Source organism: Pseudomonas sp. 25 R 14, from assembly GCF_900004755.1.
In the GTDB taxonomy this organism is placed as follows: domain Bacteria; phylum Pseudomonadota; class Gammaproteobacteria; order Pseudomonadales; family Pseudomonadaceae; genus Aquipseudomonas; species Aquipseudomonas brenneri.
In genome coordinates this window covers 148,874-174,895 of sequence record NZ_CVTS01000069.1, presented here as the reverse complement: position 1 = coordinate 174,895, position 26,022 = coordinate 148,874, and the positions used below count along the sequence as shown (strand labels likewise).

The 26,022-nt window shown below is 60.6% G+C and carries 20 protein-coding genes; 9 read left to right on the top strand and 11 right to left on the bottom strand.

Annotated elements, in window-relative coordinates:
* Positions 1–101 precede the first annotated feature (101 nt).
* From BFQ03_RS28395 to BFQ03_RS28380, 4 genes are all read right to left on the bottom strand, one after another.
* On the bottom strand, positions 102–1,115 hold the full coding sequence (locus BFQ03_RS28395) for a class 1 fructose-bisphosphatase (protein WP_032862268.1): 1,014 nt from the start codon (positions 1,113–1,115) through the stop codon (positions 102–104).
* 112 nt (positions 1,116–1,227) lie between these two features.
* Positions 1,228–2,565, bottom strand: coding sequence for a DUF3999 domain-containing protein (locus BFQ03_RS28390; RefSeq protein ID WP_065944543.1), 1,338 nt, complete (start codon positions 2,563–2,565; stop codon positions 1,228–1,230).
* Positions 2,565–5,639: a DUF2339 domain-containing protein gene (locus BFQ03_RS28385; protein WP_065944520.1), complete on the bottom strand. Its 3,075-nt coding sequence runs from the start codon at positions 5,637–5,639 to the stop codon at positions 2,565–2,567. Before BFQ03_RS28385 ends, BFQ03_RS28390 begins: the two co-directional genes overlap by 1 nt.
* 179 nt (positions 5,640–5,818) lie before the next feature.
* Entirely contained in the window at positions 5,819–8,269 is a 2,451-nt protein-coding gene (locus tag BFQ03_RS28380) for a glycogen/starch/alpha-glucan phosphorylase (RefSeq protein ID WP_065944519.1), read from the bottom strand.
* A 241-nt stretch (positions 8,270–8,510) separates the two neighbouring features.
* On the opposite strand from BFQ03_RS28380, the gene BFQ03_RS28375 reads away from it, so the two are divergent.
* On the top strand, positions 8,511–8,945 hold the full coding sequence (locus tag BFQ03_RS28375) for a YkgJ family cysteine cluster protein (protein WP_032862271.1): 435 nt from the start codon (positions 8,511–8,513) through the stop codon (positions 8,943–8,945).
* Between the two features lie 199 nt (positions 8,946–9,144).
* On the opposite strand, the gene typA is transcribed toward BFQ03_RS28375, so the two are convergent.
* Both typA and thiI read right to left on the bottom strand, forming a co-directional pair.
* Positions 9,145–10,965 carry a translational GTPase TypA gene (typA, locus tag BFQ03_RS28370; protein WP_024072901.1) on the bottom strand — a complete coding sequence of 607 codons (1,821 nt, stop codon included), beginning with the start codon at positions 10,963–10,965 and terminating at the stop codon, positions 9,145–9,147.
* Between the two features lie 139 nt (positions 10,966–11,104).
* The gene (gene thiI / locus BFQ03_RS28365; protein ID WP_032862272.1) at positions 11,105–12,559 is read right to left on the bottom strand and encodes a tRNA uracil 4-sulfurtransferase ThiI; all 1,455 of its coding nucleotides are present in this window, start codon (positions 12,557–12,559) and stop codon (positions 11,105–11,107) included.
* A gap of 333 nt (positions 12,560–12,892) precedes the next feature.
* Between thiI and glnA the strand changes: the two genes are divergently transcribed.
* The 3 genes from glnA to ntrC all read left to right on the top strand — a co-directional run bounded on the left by glnA (position 12,893) and on the right by ntrC (position 17,200).
* On the top strand, positions 12,893–14,299 hold the full coding sequence (gene glnA, locus BFQ03_RS28360) for a glutamate--ammonia ligase (protein ID WP_032862273.1): 1,407 nt from the start codon (positions 12,893–12,895) through the stop codon (positions 14,297–14,299).
* Between the two features lie 382 nt (positions 14,300–14,681).
* On the top strand, positions 14,682–15,767 hold the full coding sequence (gene glnL, locus BFQ03_RS28355) for a nitrogen regulation protein NR(II) (RefSeq protein WP_032862274.1): 1,086 nt from the start codon (positions 14,682–14,684) through the stop codon (positions 15,765–15,767).
* A complete protein-coding gene (gene ntrC, locus BFQ03_RS28350) occupies positions 15,764–17,200 on the top strand; it encodes a nitrogen regulation protein NR(I) (RefSeq protein WP_032862275.1) in 1,437 nt (478 codons plus the stop codon). The genes glnL and ntrC overlap by 4 nt, the downstream gene beginning before the upstream one ends.
* Before the next feature lie 344 nt (positions 17,201–17,544).
* Here the strand turns inward: ntrC and BFQ03_RS28345 are convergent, their stop codons facing one another.
* Positions 17,545–17,985: a hypothetical protein gene (locus BFQ03_RS28345; protein ID WP_032862276.1), complete on the bottom strand. Its 441-nt coding sequence runs from the start codon at positions 17,983–17,985 to the stop codon at positions 17,545–17,547.
* Here BFQ03_RS28345 and BFQ03_RS28340 point away from each other — a divergent pair.
* Entirely contained in the window at positions 17,984–18,439 is a 456-nt protein-coding gene (locus BFQ03_RS28340; protein WP_032862277.1) for a tRNA (cytidine(34)-2'-O)-methyltransferase, read from the top strand. The genes BFQ03_RS28345 and BFQ03_RS28340 overlap by 2 nt on opposite strands.
* Positions 18,440–18,611: 172 nt before the next feature.
* On the opposite strand, the gene secB is transcribed toward BFQ03_RS28340, so the two are convergent.
* The 3 genes from secB to BFQ03_RS28325 are packed head-to-tail and all read right to left on the bottom strand — an operon-like array spanning position 18,612 to position 19,811.
* The gene (secB, locus tag BFQ03_RS28335) at positions 18,612–19,097 is read right to left on the bottom strand and encodes a protein-export chaperone SecB (protein ID WP_065944518.1); all 486 of its coding nucleotides are present in this window, start codon (positions 19,095–19,097) and stop codon (positions 18,612–18,614) included.
* Positions 19,098–19,141: 44 nt separating this feature from the next.
* On the bottom strand, positions 19,142–19,396 hold the full coding sequence (grxC, locus tag BFQ03_RS28330) for a glutaredoxin 3 (protein ID WP_065944517.1): 255 nt from the start codon (positions 19,394–19,396) through the stop codon (positions 19,142–19,144).
* A 1-nt stretch (position 19,397) separates the two neighbouring features.
* The gene (locus BFQ03_RS28325; RefSeq protein ID WP_032862282.1) at positions 19,398–19,811 is read right to left on the bottom strand and encodes a rhodanese-like domain-containing protein; all 414 of its coding nucleotides are present in this window, start codon (positions 19,809–19,811) and stop codon (positions 19,398–19,400) included.
* A 151-nt stretch (positions 19,812–19,962) separates the two neighbouring features.
* Here BFQ03_RS28325 and gpmI point away from each other — a divergent pair, with 151 nt between their 5' ends.
* The 4 genes from gpmI to BFQ03_RS28305 all read left to right on the top strand — a co-directional run bounded on the left by gpmI (position 19,963) and on the right by BFQ03_RS28305 (position 25,147).
* Positions 19,963–21,489 (top strand): 2,3-bisphosphoglycerate-independent phosphoglycerate mutase, encoded by a 1,527-nt coding sequence (gpmI, locus tag BFQ03_RS28320; RefSeq protein WP_065944516.1) that lies wholly within the window; start codon positions 19,963–19,965, stop codon positions 21,487–21,489.
* A gap of 258 nt (positions 21,490–21,747) precedes the next feature.
* Positions 21,748–23,034: a murein hydrolase activator EnvC family protein gene (locus BFQ03_RS28315; protein ID WP_065944515.1), complete on the top strand. Its 1,287-nt coding sequence runs from the start codon at positions 21,748–21,750 to the stop codon at positions 23,032–23,034.
* 30 nt (positions 23,035–23,064) lie between these two features.
* Positions 23,065–24,372 carry a S41 family peptidase gene (locus tag BFQ03_RS28310; RefSeq protein WP_032862287.1) on the top strand — a complete coding sequence of 436 codons (1,308 nt, stop codon included), beginning with the start codon at positions 23,065–23,067 and terminating at the stop codon, positions 24,370–24,372.
* 1 nt (position 24,373) lies between these two features.
* Positions 24,374–25,147: a divergent polysaccharide deacetylase family protein gene (locus tag BFQ03_RS28305; protein WP_065944514.1), complete on the top strand. Its 774-nt coding sequence runs from the start codon at positions 24,374–24,376 to the stop codon at positions 25,145–25,147.
* A 99-nt stretch (positions 25,148–25,246) separates the two neighbouring features.
* On the opposite strand, the gene BFQ03_RS28300 is transcribed toward BFQ03_RS28305, so the two are convergent.
* Positions 25,247–26,002, bottom strand: a complete 756-nt coding sequence (locus tag BFQ03_RS28300; protein ID WP_032862289.1) for a substrate-binding periplasmic protein — start codon at positions 26,000–26,002, stop codon at positions 25,247–25,249.
* Between the last annotated feature and the right edge of the window lie 20 nt (positions 26,003–26,022).

Below are 26,022 nucleotides of genomic sequence, written 5' to 3'. Positions count from 1 at the left end.
AAGGTTCACTGTAGGAGCGAGCTTGCTCGCGAAAAAAGTACAGCCAACGCAACAATGCGCCTGGAATACTTTCGCGAGCAAGCTCGCTCCTACAGAAGGCGTTACGCCTTCTTGTGGTAACCGGTCACACGCGCCACTTCTTCCTTGGAGCCCAGGAACACCGCTACACGCTGGTGCAGGCCTTCAGGCTGGATGTCGAGGATGCGCTGGTGGCCGTCGGTGGAAGCACCGCCGGCTTGTTCGACCAGGAACGACATCGGGTTGGCTTCGTACATCAAGCGCAGTTTGCCCGGCTTGGACGGCTCGCGGCTGTCGCGTGGGTACATGAACAAGCCACCACGGGTCAGGATGCGGTGTACGTCAGCGACCATCGCGGCCACCCAGCGCATGTTGAAGTTCTTCTTCAACGGGCCTTCTTCGCCTTCCATCAACTCGTTGACGTAGCGCTTGACCGGCTCTTCCCAGTGGCGCTGGTTGGACATGTTGATCGCGAATTCCTGGGTAGAGGCAGGAATCGAGATGTCTTCGTGGGTCAGCACGAAGCTGCCCATTTCACGGTCCAGGGTGAAGCCCTTGACGCCATCACCCAGGGTCAGCACCAGCATGGTCTGTGGGCCGTAGATCGCATAACCGGCAGCAACCTGCTCGGTGCCTGGCTGCAGGAAGGCCTTTTCGTTCAGGGCTTCGTTCTGGCTCAGGTATTCGTTCGGGCAACGCAGTACCGAGAAGATGGTGCCGACTGGCGCGTTGATGTCGATGTTCGACGAACCGTCCAGCGGGTCGAATACCAGCAGGTAGGCACCCTTGGGGTATTTGCCCGGGATCTGGTAGGCATTGTCCATTTCTTCGGACGCCATGCCGGCCAGGTGACCGCCCCATTCGTTGGCTTCGAGCAGGATTTCGTTGGAAATCACGTCGAGTTTCTTCTGCACTTCGCCTTGCACGTTTTCAGTGCCCATGCTGCCCAGGACGCCGCCCAGCGCGCCCTTGGACACGGCGTGGCTGATTTCCTTGCAAGCACGCGCCACCACTTCGATCAAAAAGCGCAGATCGGCAGGGGTGTTGTTGCTGCGGGTCTGCTCAATCAAATAGCGACTCAGGGTAACGCGGGACATGGACGGCTCCGGAGAATGGGGGGGCTAAAAACCCGCGCAGTTTAGCGCGAGTCGGGGCGCATTTCCTCCTATCAGACGAGATAACCCTGACAGAGTTCATGCAACCCCCGGCTCAGGGCTTGGGCACAGGCTTGCGCAACAGACTGTAGGCCATCGCCCCGAGTGCCGCCACGCCCAGCAACAGCACGGCCCACAGGCCGACTGCCTGCCAGTTGATGCCTGCGGCCTTGGGTGCGACAGGTGGATTGAGCCGCCACTCGCCATCGAGCCTGGCCTGGCCCAAACCGGCCAGACGCTGGGGGCTGTAGTCAGGAATCAGCGTCGTCAACGACAGGTTCGCCGCCTTGGCCGACGGATTGCCCACCGCCAGGGTAAACGGCGGTTCGCCCCGTGCCAGAAACACCAATTGCGTGGCCCGCACGGCAAAGCTCAACGCCGGTGCCTGGGCCCCCAAGCCACCGCCGCGCTCATCGACATCCAGCTTGAGTTGCTGGACCGGGTAACCGGGCAACTGCAATTGATCCTGGGTGACTTCTTGCCCACCCTGCGTCAAGCGGTAGAGCAAGCCACGACTCAACGGTTGCCACACCTGCTGGCTGTCCTGGCGCCCCAGCAGGCCAACTGGAGCCAGGCTGTTGGGTTGGCGCAACTCGATGCGGACCCGCTCGATGTTCAGCGCGGTGGGCAACTGCCAGCTGTATTGCCCAGGCTGGATGACGCTACCGGCCAGTGGCTGCGACCACACCAGCGGCAATGGCTGGCTGTGAGTGCTCTGCACCTGGATCGACGTCAGCTCCGGCGCGGCCTGGCCTTTCCATAACAACCGCAAGTAGCGGGTGGACTGTCCGGGTAAAACCACTTCACGCTGCTCAACCCGTTCGTCGGCAAATGCCAGGCGCGCCACCTGCCCTTCGCCCCAGGATCGCCAGTGCTGCAAATCGTCGCTGGCTTCGATGCTGAAACGCTGGAAACCGTCATGCTCACTGCTCCAGTCGAGGATCAGCTTTTGCAGCGGCGCCTTGATTGCACTGGCATCCAGCAACCAACCACGACGCACCTGCACGCTGGTCGGCAACTCACCCATCGGTTGCACCTGGACCAAGGTTCCGGTGGCGCTGGATTGCACGCGCACGCCCGGTACGGTCTCGCCAGTGTTGTCGACGGCGTACAACGGGAACCCCTTCAGGCGGGCCAGGCTGTCTGCGTTTTCAGCCGACTGGCGCACCAACGCATACGCCTGGGGTTCACCGGCCGCGTTGAACACCCGCACATCACTGAGATCGGCCTGGCGGGCGCTCAATTGCACCGCCAACGGCAGCTCCAGTGTGTACCAGGGGCCTTCGCCGCTGATCGCCAGTGGTGCCTGGCTGCTGAAATCAGCGGGGGCTTCCCGGGCACCTGCCGTGAACGCGGTACACAGGCCCAGCAGTGTGATGCTCAGTTTGCCGATCAAGAGGTTGCTCCTTGGGGTTCACGCTTGGGCGGCAGCGGGGCGAAATACCCCACCACCAGCAACAGTCCGCCCACGCCGATAAACGACACGATCCGCTCCAGGCCGCCACGGTTGCTCAGCTCGACGAGGAACAGCTTGGCGACCACCACGCCAATCAGCGCCGCGCCAATCAGCCACACCTCCCGACGATTGCGCAGGTGACCGCCGATCATCAGGCCCAGGGCAATCAGGGTCCAGACAATCGACAGACCGGCCTGGACCAGCATTGACTCCAGCAACGCATCCAGATGAAACGGCACGCCACCCCAATGGTGCGCCGCACGCATCACCAACGCGGTGAAGAAGGCAAACAACGAAACCCCGGCCACGCCCTGCGCAATCCATGGGGTGCGCCCGCCCAATTGCGGCGCCGCGCTGCGCGCCCACAAGTACACGCCCAACAGCGCGAACAGCAGGCCAAGGTCCAAGGGGTTGAGCAACGGCACATAGGGCAACGGCTTGGCGGTACCGTCGCTGAAGATATTGGCCAACCAGAACCACACCAGCATCAGCGCGGCCAACGGCAGCGCCGCCAGCAGGCGGTATTCACGCGAATAGGCAGATATCGGCCACGGCCACTGACGCGGCGCAGCGATGGCGATCAGGTACAGGCTTGGGAAAATCGCCCAGCCCAGCCAACGCCAGGCGTTGTATTGCACCGACAGCACCAGCAAGCCATAGCGCAACTCCAGGGCGAGCATGCCGATCAGCATCCAGCAGCCCAGCACATGGGCGATGCTCAGGGCTTTGACCGGCGCCACGTTGCTCAACCGGCGCAGCGCGATGAAATGCACGGCGAACACGCTGATCCAGGCCAGCCAGCCAAATTCGGCCGCCGGGTGATAATAACGATGCGCCGAGACCAGCAGCACCATCGCCGCCGCCGGCATCAGCAACAGGCTCAGGGCGCCCAGCGATGCCCAGCGCAGGCGCACGGCCAACAGGGTCCAGAGCGCCACACTGGCCGCCGCGGCAACCAACAGGAACGTGGCTTGCAACTCCGGTGGTGTGAAGCGCAGCACTTCGTTGCTCAACGCCGACGCCCACCAGATCACGCCCCAGGCCAGCAGCCCGTCCGAGATGCGCGGCAACTTGAGCCCGTCAAACACCGACGATTGACCCGTACCCTGCAAACGCCAGGCGCCCACAAATGCCGCCAGGCCCACGAGCATCGGCGCCCAGAATGCGAGGTGCCGGAACGCCGGCCACTCTTCATCGATCCATGGCGCCCACCACAACAGCAATGCGCCGCCCAGCACTTGCACAGCAAGCCCCGCGAACAGGAAGGTGCGCGAAGCGATGTGCAGGCCGACAAACAGCGTCACCGCGCCCGCCAGCGCCCAACTGATTGCCGTACCGTTAATCGACAACAGCAACGGCGCCAGCAAGTACAAGCCGCCCAGCCCCAAGCCGGCCAACACCGGCAAGCCGTAGCGCTCCCAGCCAGACACCTGCCCATCGCCCGCCTTGCGCAGTTGCCAGAAGCTGAACAGCAATGCCACGCCAAGCAGCAACGCGCCCAACGGTGCCCCCTCAAGCAGTGTGTGTTCGCCCGCCTCCAACTCACTGAGAAACGCCAGTGCCGACCCCAGTTGCAGCAACAGGCCAAACCCGCGCGCCAGCAAGCGCTGCTGGCGCAGGCCCAGCCAGAAGATCCCAGCGCCTTCCACCGCCCAGGCCGCAGCCGTCCAGCGCGCATCCAGGCCCAGCGGGATCGCCAGGCTGGCAAAGATCACGCCCAGGGCCAGGCAGGTTTCTGCGAGCAACACCGTACGCCCGCCACTGAGCACACGCGCCAGGAGCATATAGATGATGCCCAACGCCAACGCGCTGAATGCCGGTGCGAACGCCAGGTGTTGCACCAGGGTGAACTGCAAGCCGAACGCCACAATCGGCGGGCCGAACAACAGGCCACCATCGACATAATCGCCCTTGGCCGCCGACCAGCGCAGCAGTGCGCCACGGCTGTCATCGGCCGGGGCGTCGCTCATTTCCAGGAGTTTGCGCCGCGCAAACAGCAGGCCGATGGCCAGGTACATCAGGAAAAACACAATCAGGAACGGCTCGGTACTCCACAGCAACTCCGGCGTATAGGAGCGAATCCCCCAGGCAAAGCCAATGCCGAAGGTGCCGGCAAAGCCAATCACATTGAGCAAGCGCCAGGCCTTGAACCAGGCAATGGCGAGGATGCCAACGTTGAGTAAAGTGAAGTAACTGAACAGCGCCACATGGCTGCCCTCGCCGGTGGACGCCAGGATCGGCGCGGCGAAACCGCCCAGGGCGGCGGCGCAGGCCAGGCCGATGGCGTCCTGGGTAATCGCGAGGATCGCCGAAAACAGCGTCACCGCCACCAGCAGGCCGAGTGCCGCGCCGGGGTCGAGCAAAGGGTGCAGACGCATGGCGGCGAATACCGTCAGGTACAACACGGCGATGCCGGTGCCTTGCAGGATCAGCGCGTAATTGCCGTTGCGCAGGCGCAGCCACCAGCCCAGGCCCAGCAAGCCCAGGGCGCAGGCAGCAACCCCGGCGTAACGCAGTTCGATGGGCACATCGACGCCTTCAGTGGCATAACGCAGCAAAAAGGCCAGGCCAAGAAACAGCAGCACCACGCCCACGCGCAGCACAGTATTGCCGCCCAGCAGCCAGTTGCGCGCCCCCAAAATGGCACGCTCGATCAGGTTGGGGCCGCGGGGGATTTCGGGTTCAGCGACGCGCGCAGCAGCGGCAGGTTTCCACAGGTCGTCCGGTAGTGGCTGACTGGGTTCGGGGGGATAGGTCGGTTGCAGTTCGGCGGGCAGTTCCCAGACCAGCTCGGGCGCAGCCACGGGTTCAGCAATGGGCGGTTCGACTTGAGGCGGCTTTTCCAGCACCGCGAGGCGTTGCTCCAGAGCCTTCAAGGCGCTGCCCAGGTTCGACAGACGAATGGCTTGGCCAATCCCCAAACCCAGTAGCGCACCGAAGCCTGCGTCACTGAACGATTCATCCAGTGCCCAGCCAAGCACCAGGCCAATCAGCATGAACATCCATTGCATGGTCGAGATCCCTAAGCAAACCGAGGCCTAGTATATCGATGCAATCCCAACGTGGGAGGCTTGTGTGGGAGCTGGCTTGCCTGCGATAGCATCCCCTCGGTGTCACTGATACACCGAGGCGCCTGCATCGCAGGCAAGCCAGCTCCCACACAAGCCCGTCACACCTCGCTTTGCGCCGTCTAGTCCAAGGCTTTCCAGATCTCGGTCGCATATTCCCGGATGGTGCGGTCCGAGGAGAACCAACCCGTGCGTGCGGTATTGAGCACCGCCGAACGCCACCATTCCTTGGAATCATGCCAATGGGCCTCGACCCGCGCCTGGGCGTCCCAGTAGGAATCAAAGTCGGCACACACCAGGAAACGGTCGTAGTAGATCAACGAGTCGATCAGCCCCACATAACGGCCCGGATCGTCCGGCGAGAACACCCCGCCACGGATCGCTTGCAGCACGTCGTTCAGGCGGTGGGAGGCGGCAATATCAGGGCTGGCATTAAATTCTCCGGCCTGTTTGCGTGCTTCGACCTGCTCGGCACTCAGGCCGAAAATGAACATGTGCTCGCCGCCGATGCGTTCGTGCATCTCGACGTTGGCGCCGTCCATGGTGCCGATGGTCAGCGCACCATTGAGGCCGAACTTCATGTTGCTGGTGCCCGAGGCCTCGAAGCCTGCGGTGGAGATCTGCTCCGACAGGTCAGCCGCCGGAATGATGTTTTCTGCCAGGCTGACGTTGTAGTTGGGCAGGAACACCACTTTGAGCAAGCCACGCACGGTCGGGTCGTTGTTCACGGTGCGGGCGATGTCGTTGGTCAGCTTGATGATCAGCTTGGCCTGGTGATAACTGGCCGCTGCCTTGCCGGCGAAGATCTTCACCCGTGGCACCCAGTCCACTTCGGGCTCGGCGCGAATCGCCTGGTACAGGGCCACGGTGTGCAGCAGGTTGAGCAACTGGCGCTTGTATTCGTGGATGCGCTTGACCTGCACATCGAACATCGCCGCCGGGTTGACCGAAATGCCCAGGCGCTCGTGGATGATGTCCGCCAGCACCCGCTTGCTGTGCAGGCGCTGCTCGGCGAAGGCTTTGCGAAAGGCGTCTTTCTCGGCGAAGGTTTCCAGCTCTACCAGGCGCTGTTCCATGTTGTCGAGAATGTCCGGCCCAAGGGCCTCCACCAGCATCGCAGTGAGCTTGGGGTTGGCCTGGAACAGCCAGCGGCGGAAGGTAATGCCGTTGGTCTTGTTGTTGATACGGTCGGGGTAGAGCTTGTGCAGTTCGGAAAACACCGTGCTGCGCATCAATTGGGTATGCAGGCCGGAAACGCCGTTGACGCTATGGGAACCGAGAAACGCCAGGTTGCCCATGCGTACGCGGCGGCCGTTGTCTTCCTCGATCAGCGATACGGCGCGCAGTACGTCGAAATCGTGAATGCCCTTGGCCCGTAGCGAGTCGATGTGCTGGGCGTTGATCAGGTAGATGATCTGCATGTGCCGGGGCAACATGCGCTCCATCAGGCCCACCGGCCAGGTTTCCAGGGCTTCGGGCAGCAAGGTGTGGTTGGTGTAGGACAGCGTCTCGACGGTGACCTGCCAGGCCGCATCCCAGGCGATATCGTGCAAATCGACCAACTGGCGCATCAATTCGGCCACGGCGATCGAGGGGTGAGTGTCGTTGAGCTGGATCGCCGCGTGTTCACCCAGGCTCAGTACCGAGCCGTGCATGTTTTTGTGGCGGCGCAGCAAGTCTTGCAAAGAGGCGGCAACGAAGAAGTATTCCTGGCGCAGGCGCAATTCCTGCCCTGCTTCGGTGCTGTCGGCCGGGTAAAGCACCCTGGAGATGCTTTCGGCACGGGCCACTTCGGCCACGGCGCCCAAATGGTCGCCGGCATTGAAGCGCTCCAGGTGCAGGTCTTCCACGGCCCGCGCACGCCACAAGCGCAAGGTGTTGACGCTGGCACCGCGCCAGCCAACGACCGGCGTGTCGTAGGCCACTGCGCGCACGGTCTCGTTGGGCGTCCAGACCTGGATTGATTTGCCGGACGCATCCAGCACAGTCTCGACGCTGCCGCCAAAGCCGATCGGGTAAATCACCTCGGCGCGCTCGAACTCCCAGGGGTTACCGAAATCCAGCCAGCGTTCGGTCTGTTCCTGCTGCCAGCCATCGACAATCGCCTGGCGAAACAGGCCGTGCTCGTAGCGAATACCATAGCCATGGCCGGCGATACCCAGGGTCGACATGCTTTCCATAAAGCACGCGGCCAGGCGTCCCAGGCCACCGTTGCCCAGGGCCGCATCGGGCTCCAGCAGGCGAATGCGCTCCAGGTCCACGCCCAACTCGCCTAGAGCTTCGCGCGCCACCTCCAGCAGGCCGAGGTTGCTCAGGCTGTCAAACAGCAGACGGCCAATCAGGAACTCCAGGGACAGGTAATACACCCGCTTCTGCCCGCGCCGGTAGATATGCCGGGTATGGTCCATCCAGTGATCGACCATATGGTCGCGCGCCGCCAGGGCGATGGCTTCGAACCAGTCGTGGTCGAAGGCGTGATCGGGATCCTTGCCCACCGCGTAAGTGAGTTTGGTCAAGACGGCATCGCGAAATGCGGCTACCTCTGCTTCTCGTACAAGCGGTTCCTGAGACATCGGTGCGACCTCGGGCGAGATAGAAGAAGGGAAATCCTAGAGCCTAGACGGTCTGACAAACGGCATGGCTGACGGTTCGGCAGTTTTTTCACTGATTGCCTGGCGCAGGAATTAGATGCAGGGGCCGTGCCCAACTCAGGCAGCGAATCAGCCTTTGAGCCGAAACCCGCAAAATATTGTTCAAAAAATCACCAATCCCGGTATGATCGCGCGCCCGGACAAAGCCCCTCTTGGAAACCTGATGAAGCCTCAACTGATCGCCGCCGCGGAACTCGACCGTCTCGAAACGTGGCAGAAATACTCCAGCCACATGTGCGGCGGCTGCACGTCCAACTGCTGCACCCTGCCGGTTGAGGTGAAGATCAAGGATTTGATCCGCATTGGCATCGTCGACGAATTCGAGCGCGGTGACCCGCCGAAGAACATCGCCAAGCGTTTGCAGAAGGAAGGCATCGTCGAGCGTTTCAACTCCAAATCCGAGATCTTTACCCTGCAGCGCATGAGCAACAACGACTGCCTGTACCTGGATCGTAAGACGCGCTTCTGCACTATTTATGACAAGCGCCCGGATACCTGCCGTAACCACCCGAAGATCGGGCCACGGCCGGGGTATTGCGCGTACAAGCCCAAGGAAGTGGTGCGTGAGACCAAGCTGCGTACGCTCGACAAGTTCTAAATGTTTGTTGCCTGACAGATCGCCATCGCAGGCAAGCCAGCTCCCACAGTTGATCGCGTTCATCCTGAATAAACTCGGTCAATGTGGGAGCCGGGCTTGCCCGCGATGAGGCCAGGCCAGACACCACAAAAACTGCAGGCATAAAAAAACGCCCCCGGCCTTTCGACCGGGGGCGTTTTTATTCAGCTAGAACCCAGTATCAGTTCTTGGCCTTTTTGGCAGCGCGGGTACGCTCGCCTTCGTCCAGGATCTTCTTACGAAGACGGATGGACTTCGGCGTCACTTCGCACAGCTCGTCGTCCTGGATGAATTCCAGGGCCTGTTCCAGGGTGAAGCGAACAGGTGGAACCAGGGCGATGGTTTCGTCTTTACCCGAAGCACGCATGTTGTCGAGCTTCTTGCCTTTGGTTGGGTTGACGCCCATGTCGTTGTCACGGCTGTTCAAACCAACGATCTGGCCGTTGTAGATCTCTTGACCGTGTTCAACGAACAGCTTGCCACGTGCCTGGAGGGTTTCCAGGGAGTAGGTCAGCGCCTTGCCGGTTTCTACCGATACCAGAACACCGTTCTGACGGCCGGACATATCGCCGGACTTCATGGTGTCGTAGCGATCGAAGATCGAGGTCAGGATGCCAGCACCGTTGGTCAGGGTCAGGAACTGGTTACGGAAACCGATCAGACCACGAGCAGGGATGTTGTATTCCAGACGCACACGGCCTTTGCCATCCGGCACCATGTTGGTCAGGTCGCCCTTACGCAGGCCCATCTCTTCCATCACCTTGCCCTGGGATTCTTCCGGGGTGTCGATGGTGACGTTCTCGAACGGTTCCTGCTTCACGCCGTCAACGGTACGGATGATCACTTCCGGACGACCAACGCCCATTTCGAAGCCTTCGCGACGCATGGTTTCGATCAGTACCGAGAGGTGCAGCTCACCACGGCCGGAAACCTTGAACTTGTCAGCCGAGTCGCCTTCTTCAACGCGCAGAGCAACGTTGTACAGCAGCTCTTTGTCCAGACGTTCCTTGATGTTACGGGAAGTCACGAACTTGCCTTCTTTACCGCAGAAAGGCGAGTCGTTTACCTGGAAGGTCATGGAAACGGTTGGCTCGTCAACGGTCAGAGGCTTCATCGCCTCGACAGTGTCCGGCTGGCACAGGGTGTCGGAGATGAACAGCGAGTCCATGCCGCTCACGCAAACGATGTCGCCGGCGAAAGCTTCTTCAACGTCGATACGGTGCAGGCCGTGGTGACCCATCAGCTTGAGGATACGACCGTTGCGCTTCTTGCCGTCGGCGCCGATAGCCACAACCGGGGTGTTCGGCTTGACGCTACCACGAGCGATACGGCCAACGCCGATAACACCCAGGAAGCTGTTGTAGTCCAGTGCCGAGATTTGCATCTGGAACGGACCGTCACGGTCAACTTTCGGTGGTGGCACGTGGTCAACGATCGCCTGGTACAGCGGGGTCATGTCTTCCGCCATGGCGGTGTGTTCCAGACCGGCAATACCGTTCAGGGCCGAAGCGTAGATCACTTGGAAATCAAGTTGCTCTTCGGTAGCACCCAGGTTGTCGAACAGGTCGAAGATCTGGTCCAGAACCCAGTCCGGACGCGCGCCTGGACGGTCAACCTTGTTGATGCACACGATCGGACGCAGGCCGGCTTCGAAAGCCTTCTTGGTCACGAAACGGGTTTGCGGCATAGGGCCGTCTTGAGCGTCAACCAGCAGCAGAACGGAGTCAACCATCGACATTACACGTTCAACTTCGCCGCCGAAGTCGGCGTGGCCCGGGGTGTCCACGATGTTGATGTGGTAGCCGTTCCAGTTGATGGCGGTGTTTTTCGCCAGGATGGTAATACCGCGCTCTTTTTCCTGGTCGTTGGAGTCCATCACGCGCTCGTCGTTGAGCTCGTTGCGCTCCAGGGTGCCGGATTGACGCAGGAGTTTGTCTACCAGGGTGGTTTTACCATGGTCAACGTGGGCAATGATGGCGATGTTACGTAGATTTTCGATCACTTGTGTATCTCGATCAGAGGATTCGGTGTGCTGACAGGTCGTGGCAGCGATTAACAGTAGAGTCAGGCCTTGCCGTTACAGCTTGACGGCAGAGTCGGGGGGCCGGTGACGCAGGCCACAGGCAAACAGCCCCGGGCTCTTAGCTCGGTCGATAAACGCGCACATTGGCATGCCCCTCACTGAGCAAATGGTGGGCATGCAGGCGACTCATCACGCCTTTGTCGCAATACAGCAGGTACTGACGGCTGTTATCCAGTTCCTTGAAACGCGCGTTCAGTGCATAGAACGGCAGCGTTTGCACGTCGATGCCAGCGATTTCCAGCGGCTCATCCTCAGCGGCATCCGGGTGACGGATGTCGATGACGATCTGGCCGGCCAGGGCCTCGCTGACTTCTTCGATCTGCACATCCTGGCCCAGTTCATCGATTACACGATCAATCGGCACCAGTTTGGCGTTCTCAAGCGCTCGCTCCAGAATCGCCATGTCGAATTCTTTCTCTTCATGCTCCACGCGGTAGCGCTTGGCATGGGTCTTGGGGTTCACCGAGATGACCCCGCAGTACTCTGGCATGTGCTTGGCGAAATCCGCGGTGCCGATTTCGTTGGCCAGGTCGATGATGTCCTGCTTGTGGCTGGCGATCAGCGGGCGCAATACCAGCTTGTCGGTCACGCAGTCGATCACGGACAGGTTCGGCAGGGTCTGGCTGGAGACCTGGGAAATCGCCTCGCCGGTCACCAGCGCTTCGATTTGCAGACGGTCGGCGATTCTCGACGCTGCGCGCAACATCATACGCTTCAATACGACGCCCATATGACCGTTATCGACTTTTCCGAGAATTTCTCCCAGGACTTCCTCGAACGGTACGCTGACAAACAGTACACGTTGGGAGCTGCCGTACTTCTTCCAGATATAGTGCGCGACTTCCATCACGCCCAATTCGTGTGCACGCCCGCCCAGGTTAAAGAAGCAGAAGTGGCTCATCAGGCCGCGGCGCATGATCTGGTAGGCCGCCACGGTGGAGTCGAAACCACCGGACATCAATACCAGGGTCTGCTCCAGCGCGCCCAGCGGGTAGCCGCCGATGCTGTTGTGCTGGCTGTGGATCACATACAACCGTTGGTCGCGAATTTCGATGCGAACTTCGATTTGCGGCTCTTTGAGCGAAATTCCAGCGGCGCCGCACTCACGACGTAGCTTGCTGCCGACGTATTTTTCGACGTCCATGGAGCTGAACGGGTGCTTGCCGCCACGCTTGCAACGCACGGAAAAAATCTTGCCCGCCAGTTGGGCGCCGTAGTGCTGCTTGCACTTCTCGGTGATGTCGTCGAAATCGCCCAGCGGGTACTCGTCAATCTGCAGGAAATGCGCGATGCCCGGCATGCAGCTCAGGCGCTCGGTCATATCTTTCAAGGCTTTAGGGTCGGTAACGCGGGTTTCCAGTTCGAGATTGTCCCACACACCATTCACCACCACAGCCGGGTCCAGGTCACGGAGCACGGCGCGGATATTCTTGGCCAATTGACGGATGAAACGCATCCGTACCGGTCGGCTCTTGATGGTGATCTCGGGGAAGACTTTAACGATTAATTTCATGGAAACAGCGCGCACAGGGCCAGCCGAAAAAGGGGGGCGCGGATTATAGCGGAAATAGCTCAAGGTTTAACCAGTTAATATACAAACGGCATGCAGCGCACCAAACAGGTGCATTTGCAGAGGATTGCGCTACATTGCAGTGCGCTATTTTTGCCGTTTTGACGGTTTGCACCTTTATAGGAGCGATTTTGAGGCAAAAAACCCATGTCGGGGCACTGGCATGCAATTTGCTCTCTTGTGAGGCAGGTTGCCATGGCGGACTATCCGCGCCGGCATCACCCACATTCTAAGGGCTACTCCACTACCCAAGCCCGAAGCCACCCGGAGGACACTATGTCGAAGTCGGTTCAACTCATCAAAGATCATGACGTTAAATGGATTGATCTGCGCTTCACGGACACCAAAGGCACTCAGCACCACGTGACCATGCCGGCTCGCGACGCGCTGGATGACGCCTTCTTCGAAGAAGGCAAAATGTTCGACGGCTCCTCCATTGCTGGCTGGAAAGGCATCGAAGCCTCCGACATGATCCTGATGCCGGACGACTCCACTGCAGTCCTCGACCCATTCACCGAAGAGTCGACCCTGATCATCGTCTGCGACGTGATCGAGCCTTCGACCATGCAAGGCTACGACCGCGACCCACGTGCGATCGCCAAGCGTGCCGAGGAATACCTGAAGTCGACCGGTATCGGTGACACTGTATTCGTGGGCCCGGAGCCAGAATTCTTCATCTTTGACCAAGTCAAATTCAAGTCTGACATCTCCGGCTCCATGTTCAAGATCTACTCCGAACAAGGTTCGTGGATGTCCGACCAGGACGTGGAAGGCGGCAACCATGGCCACCGTCCAGGCATCAAAGGTGGCTACTTCCCAGTTCCGCCGTTCGACCACGACCACGAAATCCGTACCTCCATGTGCAACGCCATGGAAGACATGGGCCTGGTCATCGAAGTGCACCACCACGAAGTGGCCACTGCCGGCCAGAACGAAATCGGTGTGAAGTTCAACACCCTGGTAGCCAAGGCTGACGAAGTCCAGACCCTGAAGTACTGCGTACACAACACTGCCGTTGCCTACGGCCGTACCGCTACTTTCATGCCTAAGCCTCTGTACGGCGATAACGGTTCGGGTATGCACGTTCACTTGTCCATCGCCAAAGACGGCAAGAACACCTTCGCTGGCGAAGGTTATGCCGGCCTGTCGGACACCGCCCTGTACTTCATCGGCGGTATCATCAAGCACGGTAAGGCCCTGAACGGCTTCACCAACCCGTCGACCAACTCCTACAAGCGTCTGGTCCCAGGTTTCGAAGCACCGGTAATGCTGGCCTACTCGGCTCGCAACCGTTCCGCTTCGATCCGTATTCCTTACGTGTCCAGCCCGCGTGCTCGCCGTATCGAAGCCCGCTTCCCGGATCCAGCAGCCAACCCGTACCTGGGCTTCGCTGCACTGCTGATGGCTGGCCTGGACGGCATCCAGAACAAGATCCACCCAGGCGACGCCGCCGACAAGAACTTGTACGACCTGCCGCCTGAAGAGGCCAAGGAAATCCCACAAGTGTGCGGCAGCCTGAAAGAAGCCCTGGAAGAGCTGGACAAGGGCCGTGCGTTCCTGACCAAAGGCGGCGTGTTCAGCGACGACTTTATCGATGCCTACATCGCCCTGAAAAGCGAAGAAGAAATCAAGGTCCGCACCTTCGTACACCCACTGGAATACGAGCTGTACTACAGCTGCTGATCCGGTAGCGCTGCTTAACGTGGCGTGACAAAAAGACCTCCTTCGGGAGGTCTTTTTTTGCCTGGAATAATGACGATCCACCTTTGCAAACCCCATCAAGCCAGCCCCTACAGTTTGATTGGGTGCTTTCAGGAAATATTTGATCGATGAACAGAATGCAGTGATTCGCACTATATTGGTGCGATAGGTTGCACCCACGCCCACAGGCCAACCCATTTTGGGTCGAAATCTCCCGAACTGGCTGGCAGAGCGCCATTGTTTCGCGCCTCAAGCCCTTATTTCAGGGCATTTACGCTTCTTTTCGGAGCCTTGGTTTGGTTTTTGCATTTTCCTGGTATCAGCGTGAGCCTCAAGCCCGCGCCTTGCTCCAAAAGAGGTCCTAATGACCATCAGCGACGCACTGCACCGCTTGCTACTCGACAACCTGACCACCGCGACCATCCTGCTCAATGACCAATTGCGCCTTGAGTACATGAACCCCGCGGCAGAGATGCTGCTGGCCATCAGCGGTCAGCGCAGCCATGGGCAATTCATCAGCGAGCTGTTCACCGAGTCCGCCGAGGCCTTGAGTTCGCTGCGCCAGGCCGTGGAGCAAGCCCACCCGTTCACCAAGCGCGAAGCGATGCTCACCGCCCTCACCGGCCAGACCCTGACCGTTGATTACGCGGTCACGCCGATCCTGAGCAAAGGTGCGACCCTGCTGCTGCTGGAAGTCCACCCCCGTGATCGCCTGCTGCGGATCACCAAGGAAGAGGCGCAACTGTCCAAGCAAGAAACCAGCAAGATGCTGGTGCGCGGCCTGGCCCACGAGATCAAGAACCCCCTGGGCGGGATTCGCGGCGCCGCACAGTTGTTGGCCCGCGAGCTGCCGGATGAGCACCTCAAGGACTACACCAACGTCATCATCGAGGAGGCCGACCGCCTGCGTAACCTGGTGGACCGCATGCTCGGCTCCAACAAGCTGCCGTCGCTGGCGATGACCAATGTGCATGAAGTGCTGGAGCGCGTCTGCCAGCTGGTGGAGGCCGAAAGCCAGGGCTGCATCACCCTGGTGCGCGATTATGACCCGAGTATTCCCGACGTGTTGATCGACCGCGAGCAGATGATCCAGGCGGTACTCAATATCGTGCGCAACGCCATGCAGGCCATCAGCAGCCAGAACGAGCTGCGTCTGGGCCGCATCAGCCTGCGCACCCGCGCCCTGCGCCAGTTCACCATCGGCCACGTGCGCCATCGCCTGGTGACCAAGGTCGAGATCATCGACAACGGCCCGGGCATCCCGGCCGAACTGCAGGAAACCATTTTCTTCCCGATGGTCAGCGGCCGCCCGGACGGTACCGGGCTGGGCCTGGCCATTACCCAGAACATCATCAGCCAGCACCAGGGCTTGATCGAATGTGACAGCCATCCCGGCCACACGACCTTTTCGATCTTTCTGCCACTGGAACAAGGAGCCCCATCGACATGAGCCGTAGTGAAACTGTCTGGATCGTCGATGACGACCGTTCCATCCGCTGGGTCCTGGAGAAAGCCTTGCAACAGGAAGGCATGACCACCCAGAGCTTCGACAGCGCTGACGGGGTGATGAGCCGCCTGGCACGCCAGCAGCCTGATGTGATCATCTCCGATATCCGCATGCCCGGCGCCAGTGGCCTGGACTTGCTGGCGCGGATCCGCGAGCAGCATCCGCGCTTGCCGGTGATTATCATGACCGCGCACTCGGACCTCGATAGCGCTGTCGCGTCCTACCAGGGTGGTGCCTTCGAATACCTGCCCAAGCCATTCGATGTCGATGAAGCGGTGGCGCTGGTCAAGCGCGCCAACCAGCACGCCCAGGAACAGCAGGGCCAGGCCGTCGTGCCCACACTGACCCGCACCCCGGAGATCATCGGCGAAGCGCCGGCAATGCAGGAAGTGTTTCGCGCCATCGGGCGCTTGAGCCACTCCAACATCACCGTGCTGATCAACGGTGAGTCCGGCACCGGCAAAGAGCTGGTCGCCCATGCCCTCCACCGTCACAGCCCACGGGCCGCCTCGCCGTTCATCGCCTTGAACATGGCGGCAATCCCCAAGGACCTGATGGAGTCCGAGCTGTTCGGTCATGAAAAAGGCGCGTTTACCGGCGCGGCCAACCTGCGTCGTGGCCGTTTTGAACAGGCGGATGGCGGCACACTGTTTCTGGATGAAATCGGCGATATGCCGGCCGATACCCAGACCCGGCTGCTGCGGGTGCTGGCTGACGGTGAGTTCTACCGCGTGGGTGGCCACACGCCGGTCAAGGTCGATGTGCGGATCATCGCCGCGACCCACCAGAACCTGGAAACCCTGGTACACGCCGGGAAGTTCCGGGAAGACTTGTTCCACCGCCTCAACGTGATCCGCATCCATATTCCACGGATGTCGGACCGCCGCGAAGACATCCCGACCCTGGCCCGTCACTTCCTCAGCCGCGCTGCCCAGGAGCTGGCGGTGGAGCCCAAGTTACTGAAGGCGGAAACCGAGGAATACCTGAAGAACCTGCCGTGGCCAGGCAACGTGCGCCAGCTGGAAAACACCTGCCGCTGGATCACGGTGATGGCGTCCGGGCGCGAAGTGCATATCAGCGACCTGCCACCCGAGTTGTTGAGCCTGCCGCAGGATTCGGCGCCGGTGACCAACTGGGAACAAGCCCTGCGCCAATGGGCCGACCAGGCTTTGGCCCGTGGCCAGTCGAGCCTGTTGGACAGCGCCGTGCCAACCTTTGAGCGGATCATGATCGAGACCGCCCTCAAGCACACTGCCGGCCGCCGGCGTGACGCCGCCGTGCTGCTGGGCTGGGGCCGCAACACCTTGACCCGCAAGATCAAGGAATTGGGGATGAAGGTTGATGGCGGGGAGGATGACGAGGGAGAAGAGGGCTGAGCACAGCCCTCCAGGCCACTGAAGATCCCCCCTGTGGGATCTTCATCCTGTCGCGGGATCGTGCACCGCTTCAACGCACCGCGAACCGGCATCGCGCACAAACCCAGGGTCGTTTTCACAGAAATCCTGAGCGCCGAAAACACAAAAGCCCCGTAAATCGGGGCTTTTCGCTTTCTGGATAAGATTTTTTGCACCCTCAGCCAACTCTGGCACGCACCCTGCAATAACCCTTGTACTACCCAGTTTCGGGGACCTTGGTACAGGCAGGCCGAGAATCCCCTCTTTAATTCGAGCTTCACACCGTTTTGGGAGCCCTGGTACAGGCAGGCCGGGAACTCCCTCTTTTATTGCTCCAGGAGATGGATCTCCAGCCGCCAGCGGTCATCGACCGCCTTGCCCGACCATTCCCCGCGCAGCGGCCGCGCCGCCACCAGGTTCAGCAGCAACCCTTTGTCAGCCTTGCGCACCCGCCAGTTCACATCCTTGTCATTGACCTTCAATTGTCCCGCCTGGGCCGTACCCAGCGCGTCGAACAGCAGCGCCACGGTGCCGTCGATATGTTCGCCGTGCAGCTTCGGCTCGCTGTTGAACCACACCACCAGGCCATCGGTTGCAGGCTCCACCTGGAGCAGCTCAACCGGGTCCGGGGTGGTCAGGCGACCGATCATCAGGCCCACCATCAGGCCGACAATCGCCAGTGAGCCCAAGACTCTGGGCAATAGCTGCGGCCTGGGATCATCTTCAGGGGTAGAATGCGCTGCATCTTTACCTTCGGAGCCGTGCATGTTTCACGTCATCCTTTTTCAACCAGAAATTCCGCCGAATACCGGCAACGTTATCAGGCTGTGCGCCAACAGTGGCTGCCACCTGCATTTGATCGAGCCGCTGGGCTTCGAGATGGACGACAAGCGCCTGCGTCGCGCAGGCCTGGACTATCACGAATACGCCACCCTGCAACGCCACGCCGACCTTGCCAGTTGCCTGGAAAGCCTGGGCCATCCACGGCTGTTTGCGTTCACCACCAAAGGTTCGCGGCCGTTTCATGATGCCAGCTTTGCCGAGGGGGACGCCTTCCTGTTCGGCCCGGAAAGCCGTGGCTTGCCGGCCGAGGTACTCGACGCCCTGCCCGACGGCCAGCGCCTGCGTTTGCCGATGCGCGAGGGCTGCCGCAGCCTGAACCTGTCCAACACCGTGGCCGTTGCCGTCTACGAAGGCTGGCGCCAGCTCGGTTTCAAGTAACACCCCTTCTCCCTGTAGGAGCGAGCTTGCTCGCGAAAAACCAACAGGCGACGTGGGCGACCTAATAGCGCTGCGTCATCGTTGACGCTTTTCGCGAGCAAGCTCGCGCCTACAGGCGTTAGCAGTGCATAAAAAAAGCGCCTGTGATGGCGCTTTTTTATGCATCGAAGGCTTACTGAACCGTCGGCGCGCCTTCCTGTTGCATGCGCTGCAGCTCTTGCGCGTACAGGGCATCGAAGTTCACCGGGGCCAGCATCAGCGCCGGGAACGAACCACGGGTGACCAGGCTGTCCAGAGTCTCGCGGGCATACGGGAACAGGATGTTCGGGCAGAACGCGCCCAGGGTGTGGCTCATGGACGCATCGTCCAGGCCCTGGATCAGGAAGATACCGGCCTGTTGCACTTCAGCGATGAACGCCACTTCTTCACCGTTCTTCACGGTGACCGACAGGGTCAGCACGACTTCGTGGAAGTCGCCTTCCAGTTGCTTTTGACGGGTGTTCAGATCCAGGCCAACGCTTGGAGTCCACTCCTGGCGGAAGATCGCCGGGCTTTTAGGGGCCTCGAACGACAAGTCACGCACGTAGATACGCTGCAGGGAAAACTGTGGGCCTTGAGCCTCTTCTGCTGCCGCTTCGGTGTTCTGTTGGTCAGTCATCTCGCAGATCCTTCTTGATCTTGGGGTCTTTTAGGTTTTTGGAGTCAGACGTGAAGCAGCGCATCCAGTTTACCGGCGCGCTCCAGGGCGAACAGGTCGTCGCATCCACCGATATGCCTGCTGCCGATCCAGATCTGCGGCACGGAAGTGCGCCCCGCCTTCTGGGCCATCTCGGCACGCACCTGGGGCTTGCCATCGACCTTGATCTCGTCGAAGGCAACCTTTTTGCTCTGGAGCAACTGCTTGGCTCGCATGCAATAGGGGCAATAATCGCTGGAATAAACGACAACCTGGCTCATATCACTTCACCAACGGCAGGTTATCGGCGCGCCAGCTGGAGATACCACCCGACAGCTTGGCCGCGGTGAAACCGCTTTTCATCAGTTCGCGAGCATGGCCGCCGGAGTGCTGGCCTTGGGCGTCGACCAGGATAATGGTCTTGGCCTTGTGCTTTTCCAGCTCGGCGATGCGGGCGATCAGCTTGTCCTGGGGAATATTCAGCGCACCAACGATGTGACCGGCGGCAAAATCCTTGACCGGACGAAGGTCAACCACTACGGCCTGGTCCTTGTTGACCAGCGCGGTCAGCTCGCCCGTGCTGAGGCTACGGCCGCCACGGCTCACTTCATGAGCAATCAGCAGTGCCAGCAGTACGACGAAGGCACCGACCAGCAGATAGTGAGAGGTAGCAAATGCAATCAGGTGATCAACCATCAAGGAGGTTCCAGGGCGTTAAAATGGCGGTAAGTATACACAGCCGTCATGGGGGGCCAAGCCCCGTAAAGCGGTGACGGCATCGGAACTTCGCTTTAAACTGCCACTCACTTTTCAATCGCCTTCCTTTAATACCGCCGCGAGAGGATCTATGACTACCACGCCTAAACCTTTGGTCCTGATGATTCTCGATGGCTTCGGTCACAGTGAAAACCCCCACGACAACGCGGTATTCGCGGCGAACAAGCCTGTTCTAGACCGCCTGTGCGCCACGGTGCCCAATGGCTTGATCTCCGGTTCCGGCATGGATGTCGGCCTGCCGGATGGACAGATGGGCAACTCCGAAGTCGGCCATATGAACCTGGGCGCCGGACGAGTGGTGTATCAGGACTTCACCCGCGTGACCAAAGCCATCCGCGATGGCGAGTTCTTCGAGAACCCGACCATCTGTGCGGCGGTGGATAAAGCCGTTGCCGCCGGCAAGGCCGTACATTTCATGGGGCTGTTGTCCGACGGTGGCGTGCACAGCCACCAGGACCACCTTGTAGCCATGGCCGAACTGGCCTTCAAGCGCGGCGCCGAGAAGATCTACCTGCACGCCTTCCTTGATGGCCGCGACACCCCACCCAAAAGCGCGCAATCGTCCATCGAGCTGCTGGACGCGACCTTCGCCGCGCTCGGCAAGGGCCGTATCGCCAGCCTGGTTGGCCGCTACTTCGCCATGGACCGCGACAACCGCTGGGACCGCGTGGCCCAGGCCTACAACCTGATCGTCGACGGCAACGCCGAATTCAACGCCGCCACCGCCCAGCAAGGCCTGGAAGCGGCCTACGCCCGTGGCGAGAGCGATGAGTTCGTCAAGGCCACCACCATCGGCGAGCCGGTGAAAGTCGAAGATGGCGACGCGATGGTGTTCATGAACTTTCGCGCCGACCGTGCCCGCGAACTGAGCCATGTGTTCGTCGATGACGGTTTCAAAGACTTCGAACGCGCACGCCAGCCGAAAGTCGAGTTCGTGATGCTGACCCAATACGCCGCCAGCATCCCGGCCCCTTCGGCCTTCGCGCCGGGCAGCCTGGAAAACGTGCTGGGCGATTACCTCGCGAAAAACGGCAAGACCCAACTGCGCATTGCCGAAACCGAGAAATACGCCCACGTCACCTTCTTCTTCTCCGGCGGGCGCGAAGAACCGTTCCCGGGCGAAGAGCGCATCCTGATCCCATCGCCGAAAGTCGCCACCTACGACTTGCAGCCAGAGATGAGCGCACCGCAAGTTACCGACAAGATCGTCGACGCCATTGAACACCAGCGTTATGACGTAATCGTGGTCAACTACGCCAACGGCGACATGGTCGGCCACAGCGGCAACCTGCAAGCGGCGATCAAGGCCGTGGAATGCCTGGACCTGTGCGTAGGTCGCATCGTCGAGGCCCTAGAGAAGGTTGGCGGCGAAGCGCTGATCACTGCCGACCATGGCAACTGCGAGCAGATGTCCGACGAATCCACCGGCCAGGCCCACACCGCGCATACCACCGAGCCGGTGCCATTCATTTATGTGGGCAAGCGCGACTTCAAGGTACGCGAAGGCGGCGTGCTGGCAGACGTGGCGCCGACCATGCTCATGCTGATGGGGCTGGAGAAGCCGGTGGAGATGACCGGTACGTCGATCCTGGTCTAATTTTCAAACCCACCACTAAACAATGTGGGAGCGGGCTTGCCCGCGATAGCGGTGGATCAGTCGACATTTCCATGGCTGACACAACGCAATCGCGGGCAAGCCCGCTCCCACATGGGTAGGTGGTGTTTTTGAAGATGGCTTTTAGCCACACCCGCGCCACTGGGCGCCTAACTTGCCCGCCAGCCCGAATTGGACGTTTTTTTTGCCGCGTGGGCCGGGCATACTAGGCCGTCCCTTTCCCTGGTGTCGCCCGCCTCTATGCTTCGCGCCTTGATTACCCTTGCTCTTGTCTGCCTGCTCCAACCGGCCTTTGCCGACGAGCGCGCGCAAACCCAACAACAGTTGGACGCTACGCGTCAGGACATTACCGAGCTGAAAAAACTGCTCGGCAAACTCCAGGAAGAAAAATCCGGGGTGCAGAAAGACCTGCGCGGCACGGAAACCGAAATGGGCAAGCTGGAGAAGCAGGTCCAGGAGCTGCAAAAAGAACTAAAGAAAAGCGAGTCGGAACTGGAGCGACTCGACGGTGAGAAAAAAAAACTCCAGAGCGCGCGCGTTGAACAGCAACGCCTGATCGCGATCCAGGCCCGTGCCGCCTACCAGAACGGCCGCCAGGAATACCTCAAGCTGCTGCTCAACCAGCAGAACCCGGAAAAATTCGCCCGCACCCTCACCTACTACGACTACTTGAGCACTGCGCGCCTGGAGCAACTCAAAAGCTTCAACGAGACCCTGCGCCAGTTGGCCAATGTCGAGCAGGAAATCGCTGACCAGCAAAGCCAACTGCTGGCCCACAAAAGCAGCCTCGACACCCAGCGCGACGAACTGGACAAGGTGCGCAAGGAACGCCAGCAGGCACTCGCCAAGCTCAACAGCGACGTAAAAGCCCGGGATGCCAAGCTCCAGGCGCGCCAGCAGGACCAGGCCGATCTGGCCAAAGTGCTGAAAACCATCGAGGAAACCCTGGCCCGCCAGGCCCGCGAGGCCGAGCAAGCGCGGCAAAAAGCGCTGATCGCCCAGCAGGAAGCAGAAAAAAAGCGCCAGCGTGAAGCCGAGGCGGTCGCCACCGACGCCCCGCGCAAACCCGCGCGCGCAGCACCTGGCCCACTGGTTTCCAGTGCCGGCGAATCGTTTGGCGGGCCTTTTGCTACTGCCCGAGGCAAACTTCCATGGCCAGTTGATGGTCGACTACTGGCACGCTTCGGTGAAACCCGTGGCGATGACACCCGCACCAAGTGGGACGGCGTGATGATCAGCGCCTCCGCGGGCAGCCAGGTACATGCCGTCCACGGCGGGCGCGTGGTGTTTGCCGATTGGCTGCGCGGCGCCGGTTTGCTGGTGATTCTTGACCACGGCAATGGCTATTTGAGCTTGTACGGCCACAATCAGACATTGCTCAAGGCCGCAGGTGATGTTGTAAAAGCCGGTGAATCCATCTCCACTGTCGGTAACAGTGGCGGCCAGGACACCCCGGCGCTGTACTTCGCTATTCGTCAGCAGGGCCGCCCAAGCGACCCTGCACAATGGTGTCGCGCCCAAGGATAGGGCCGCATCTACATTAGGAGTTCGTTCGACATGCTGCATTTGTCCCGCCTCACATCGCTGGCCCTGACGATCGCCCTGATAATCGGCGCGCCTATGGCATTCGCCGACCAGACCGCCCCGTCAGCCATGGCCGCGACCACCAAGGCGCCGCTGCCGCTGGACGAATTGCGCACCTTTGCCGAGGTCATGGACCGGATCAAGGCAGCCTATGTCGAACCCGTCGACGACAAGACTCTGCTGGAAAATGCCATCAAAGGCATGCTCAGCAACCTTGACCCGCACTCTGCCTACCTGGGCCCGGAAGATTTCGCCGAGCTGCAGGAAAGCACCAGCGGCGAATTTGGTGGCCTGGGCATTGAAGTCGGCGCCGAGGACGGCATCATCAAGGTGGTGTCGCCGATCGACGACACCCCGGCGTCCAAGGCCGGCATCCAGGCTGGCGACTTGATCGTGAAGATCAACGGCCAGCCGACCCGGGGCCAGACCATGACCGAAGCCGTCGACAAGATGCGCGGCAAGGTCGGCCAGAAAATCACCCTGACCCTGGTACGCGACGGCGGCAGCCCGTTTGACGTGACCCTGACCCGCGCCACCATCACGGTCAAGAGCGTGAAGAGCCAGTTGCTGGAGTCCGGCTACGGCTACATCCGCATCACCCAGTTCCAGGTCAAGACCGGCGACGAAGTGGCCAAGGCCCTGGCCAAGTTGCGCAAGGACAACGGCAAGAAGCTCAACGGCATCGTCCTCGACCTGCGCAACAACCCGGGCGGCGTACTGCAATCGGCGGTGGAAGTGGTCGACCATTTCATCACCAAGGGTCTGATCGTCTACACCAAGGGTCGTATCGCCAACTCCGAACTGCGCTTCTCGGCCACCGGCAAGGACCTGAGCGAAAACGTCCCACTGGCGGTGCTGATCAACGGTGGCAGCGCCTCGGCCTCGGAAATCGTCGCCGGCGCCCTGCAAGACCAGAAACGCGGCGTGCTGATGGGCACCACCAGCTTCGGCAAAGGCTCGGTGCAGACCGTGCTGCCACTGAACAACGAACGCGCACTGAAAATCACCACGGCGTTGTACTACACGCCTAACGGGCGCTCGATCCAGGCCCAGGGCATCGTCCCGGATATCGAAGTTCGTCGGGCCAAGATCACCAACGAGACCGACAACGAGTACTTCAAGGAAGCCGACCTGCAAGGTCACCTGGGCAATGGCAACGGCGGTGCCGACCAGCCAACCGGCAGCGGCCCGAAAGCCAAGCCGATGCCTCAGGACGATGACTACCAGCTGGCCCAGGCGCTGAGCCTGCTCAAGGGCCTGAGCATTACGCGCAGCCGTTGATATGCGTTTTGCCCTGATCATCGCCTTGCTGTGCTGTATGGCAGGGGTCGCCCAGGCGAACCCTGCCAACCAGCCCCACAAGGCTTACCTGACGCTGATCATCGACGACCTCGGGCAGAACCTGCCTCGCGACCGTCGCGTGCTGGCCCTGCCCGGGCCGGTCACTGCGGCAATCATGCCTGACACCCCTCACGCCGCCGAATTTGCCCGCGAGGCGCACAAGGCCGGCAAGATCGTGATCCTGCACATGCCCATGGACCCGGCTACCGGCCCGTTCGCCTGGCACCCGGAGCTGTCCATCGAAGAACTCGGCAAGCGCCTGGACGCGGCGTTCAAGGCTGTGCCCTACACCGCAGGCATCAACAATCATATGGGCAGCCGCATGACCACCGAGCCTGGCGCCATGGCCTGGTTGATGGGTGAACTGCAACGCCGCCACAAGTTCTTTGTCGACAGCCGCACCAGCGCCAAGACCGTGGCCGCCGCTGAAGCGCAGAAGATTGACCTGGCGCATGTCTCGCGGGATGTATTTCTCGATGACGAACGCACCGAAGCGGCCATCACCACGCAGTTGCAGACCGCTATCAAGCTGGCCCACAAACAGGGCTCGGCCGTGATGATCGGCCATCCTTATCCGCAGACCCTGGCGGTATTGGAGCGCGAACTGCCCAAGCTCAAGGCACAGGGCATCGAGTGGATTGATATCAAGCTGATGATCAGTGTGCGCAGCAACCGGGCCATGGCTGGGCACGGCAAGGACGGAATTTACCGCTGAAACCTGTAGGAGCGAGCTTGCTCGCGAAAACCGTCAACGATAACGCGAGCTGCCTGGTTAAACGCGGCGCTTGTGAGTTTTTCGCGAGCAAGCTCGCTCCTACAGGTAGCGCGTCATGATCTCGTCAACGACACCCTCTTTACGCAACTGGTCCAGCGCCGCCTGCAGCTTGGCCACTACCTCATCCGGCACTTCCTTGTTCAGCGCCAGATAGAGCTCGGCGCTGTTGAAGCGCAGCACCGTCTTGAGTCCGGAAACACCGACCTGGCGCGCCAGATAGCGCCCAGCAGGGTCGCCAGTGGCCCAGAGGTCAATCTGCCCCTCCATGAGCTTTTGCGCATTGTCCTGGTCGCGCAGCACGATAATCGGCTTGAGCCCGCGTTTTTCCAGGGTCTGGGCAATGGCATCGCCTTTATAGGCACCGATCTTGTAGCTACGGGCGTGCTCAAGATCGGTCAACTGAATGGGGCTGTCGGCCTTGGCCAGCAACACCCAATCATCCGGGCCAATCGGGCCGACCCATTTGAACAACGCTTCACGGTCCGGCAGGCGGGCCATGACAAAGACCCCATAGCCGGGCTTTTCCAGGGCGAGTTTATAGATTCGCTCCCAGGGGAAGCGCAGGGTGAGGTTGTAGGAAATACCGGCAAGCTTGCAGGTTTCGCGCACGATGTCTGCGGCGATGCCTTCGATGTTTTCATCTTTGGCGAAGTTCTTGCCGTTTTTCGCCATGTTGTAAGGCGGAAAGTTTTCCGTCAACAACACCAGGGAATCACCAGACGGCTCGGCAGCATGGGGCGAACCCGCCAATAAAATGGAGGAACTGGCGAGGGCAAGAAGCAGGTCTTTGAGCATCAAGGGTTACCGGAATCCAT

Bases quoted from the DNA above. Each gene is read 5' to 3' on its own strand.
- BFQ03_RS28305 (WP_065944514.1), top strand. From the start codon at position 24,374: ATGCGTTTTGCCCTGATCATCGCCTTGCTGTGCTGTATGGCAGGGGTC.
- ntrC (WP_032862275.1), top strand. From the start codon at position 15,764: ATGAGCCGTAGTGAAACTGTCTGGATCGTCGATGACGACCGTTCCATC.
- BFQ03_RS28375 (WP_032862271.1), top strand. From the start codon at position 8,511: ATGAAGCCTCAACTGATCGCCGCCGCGGAACTCGACCGTCTCGAAACG.
- BFQ03_RS28380 (WP_065944519.1), bottom strand. From the start codon at position 8,269: ATGTCTCAGGAACCGCTTGTACGAGAAGCAGAGGTAGCCGCATTTCGC.
- BFQ03_RS28395 (WP_032862268.1), bottom strand. From the start codon at position 1,115: ATGTCCCGCGTTACCCTGAGTCGCTATTTGATTGAGCAGACCCGCAGC.
- BFQ03_RS28325 (WP_032862282.1), bottom strand. From the start codon at position 19,811: ATGGTTGATCACCTGATTGCATTTGCTACCTCTCACTATCTGCTGGTC.
- grxC (WP_065944517.1), bottom strand. From the start codon at position 19,396: ATGAGCCAGGTTGTCGTTTATTCCAGCGATTATTGCCCCTATTGCATG.
- BFQ03_RS28300 (WP_032862289.1), bottom strand. From the start codon at position 26,002: ATGCTCAAAGACCTGCTTCTTGCCCTCGCCAGTTCCTCCATTTTATTG.
- BFQ03_RS28385 (WP_065944520.1), bottom strand. From the start codon at position 5,639: ATGCAATGGATGTTCATGCTGATTGGCCTGGTGCTTGGCTGGGCACTG.
- BFQ03_RS28340 (WP_032862277.1), top strand. From the start codon at position 17,984: ATGTTTCACGTCATCCTTTTTCAACCAGAAATTCCGCCGAATACCGGC.
- BFQ03_RS28345 (WP_032862276.1), bottom strand. From the start codon at position 17,985: ATGCACGGCTCCGAAGGTAAAGATGCAGCGCATTCTACCCCTGAAGAT.
- thiI (WP_032862272.1), bottom strand. From the start codon at position 12,559: ATGAAATTAATCGTTAAAGTCTTCCCCGAGATCACCATCAAGAGCCGA.
- BFQ03_RS28310 (WP_032862287.1), top strand. From the start codon at position 23,065: ATGCTGCATTTGTCCCGCCTCACATCGCTGGCCCTGACGATCGCCCTG.
- glnL (WP_032862274.1), top strand. From the start codon at position 14,682: ATGACCATCAGCGACGCACTGCACCGCTTGCTACTCGACAACCTGACC.
- secB (WP_065944518.1), bottom strand. From the start codon at position 19,097: ATGACTGACCAACAGAACACCGAAGCGGCAGCAGAAGAGGCTCAAGGC.
- glnA (WP_032862273.1), top strand. From the start codon at position 12,893: ATGTCGAAGTCGGTTCAACTCATCAAAGATCATGACGTTAAATGGATT.
- gpmI (WP_065944516.1), top strand. From the start codon at position 19,963: ATGACTACCACGCCTAAACCTTTGGTCCTGATGATTCTCGATGGCTTC.
- BFQ03_RS28315 (WP_065944515.1), top strand. From the start codon at position 21,748: ATGCTTCGCGCCTTGATTACCCTTGCTCTTGTCTGCCTGCTCCAACCG.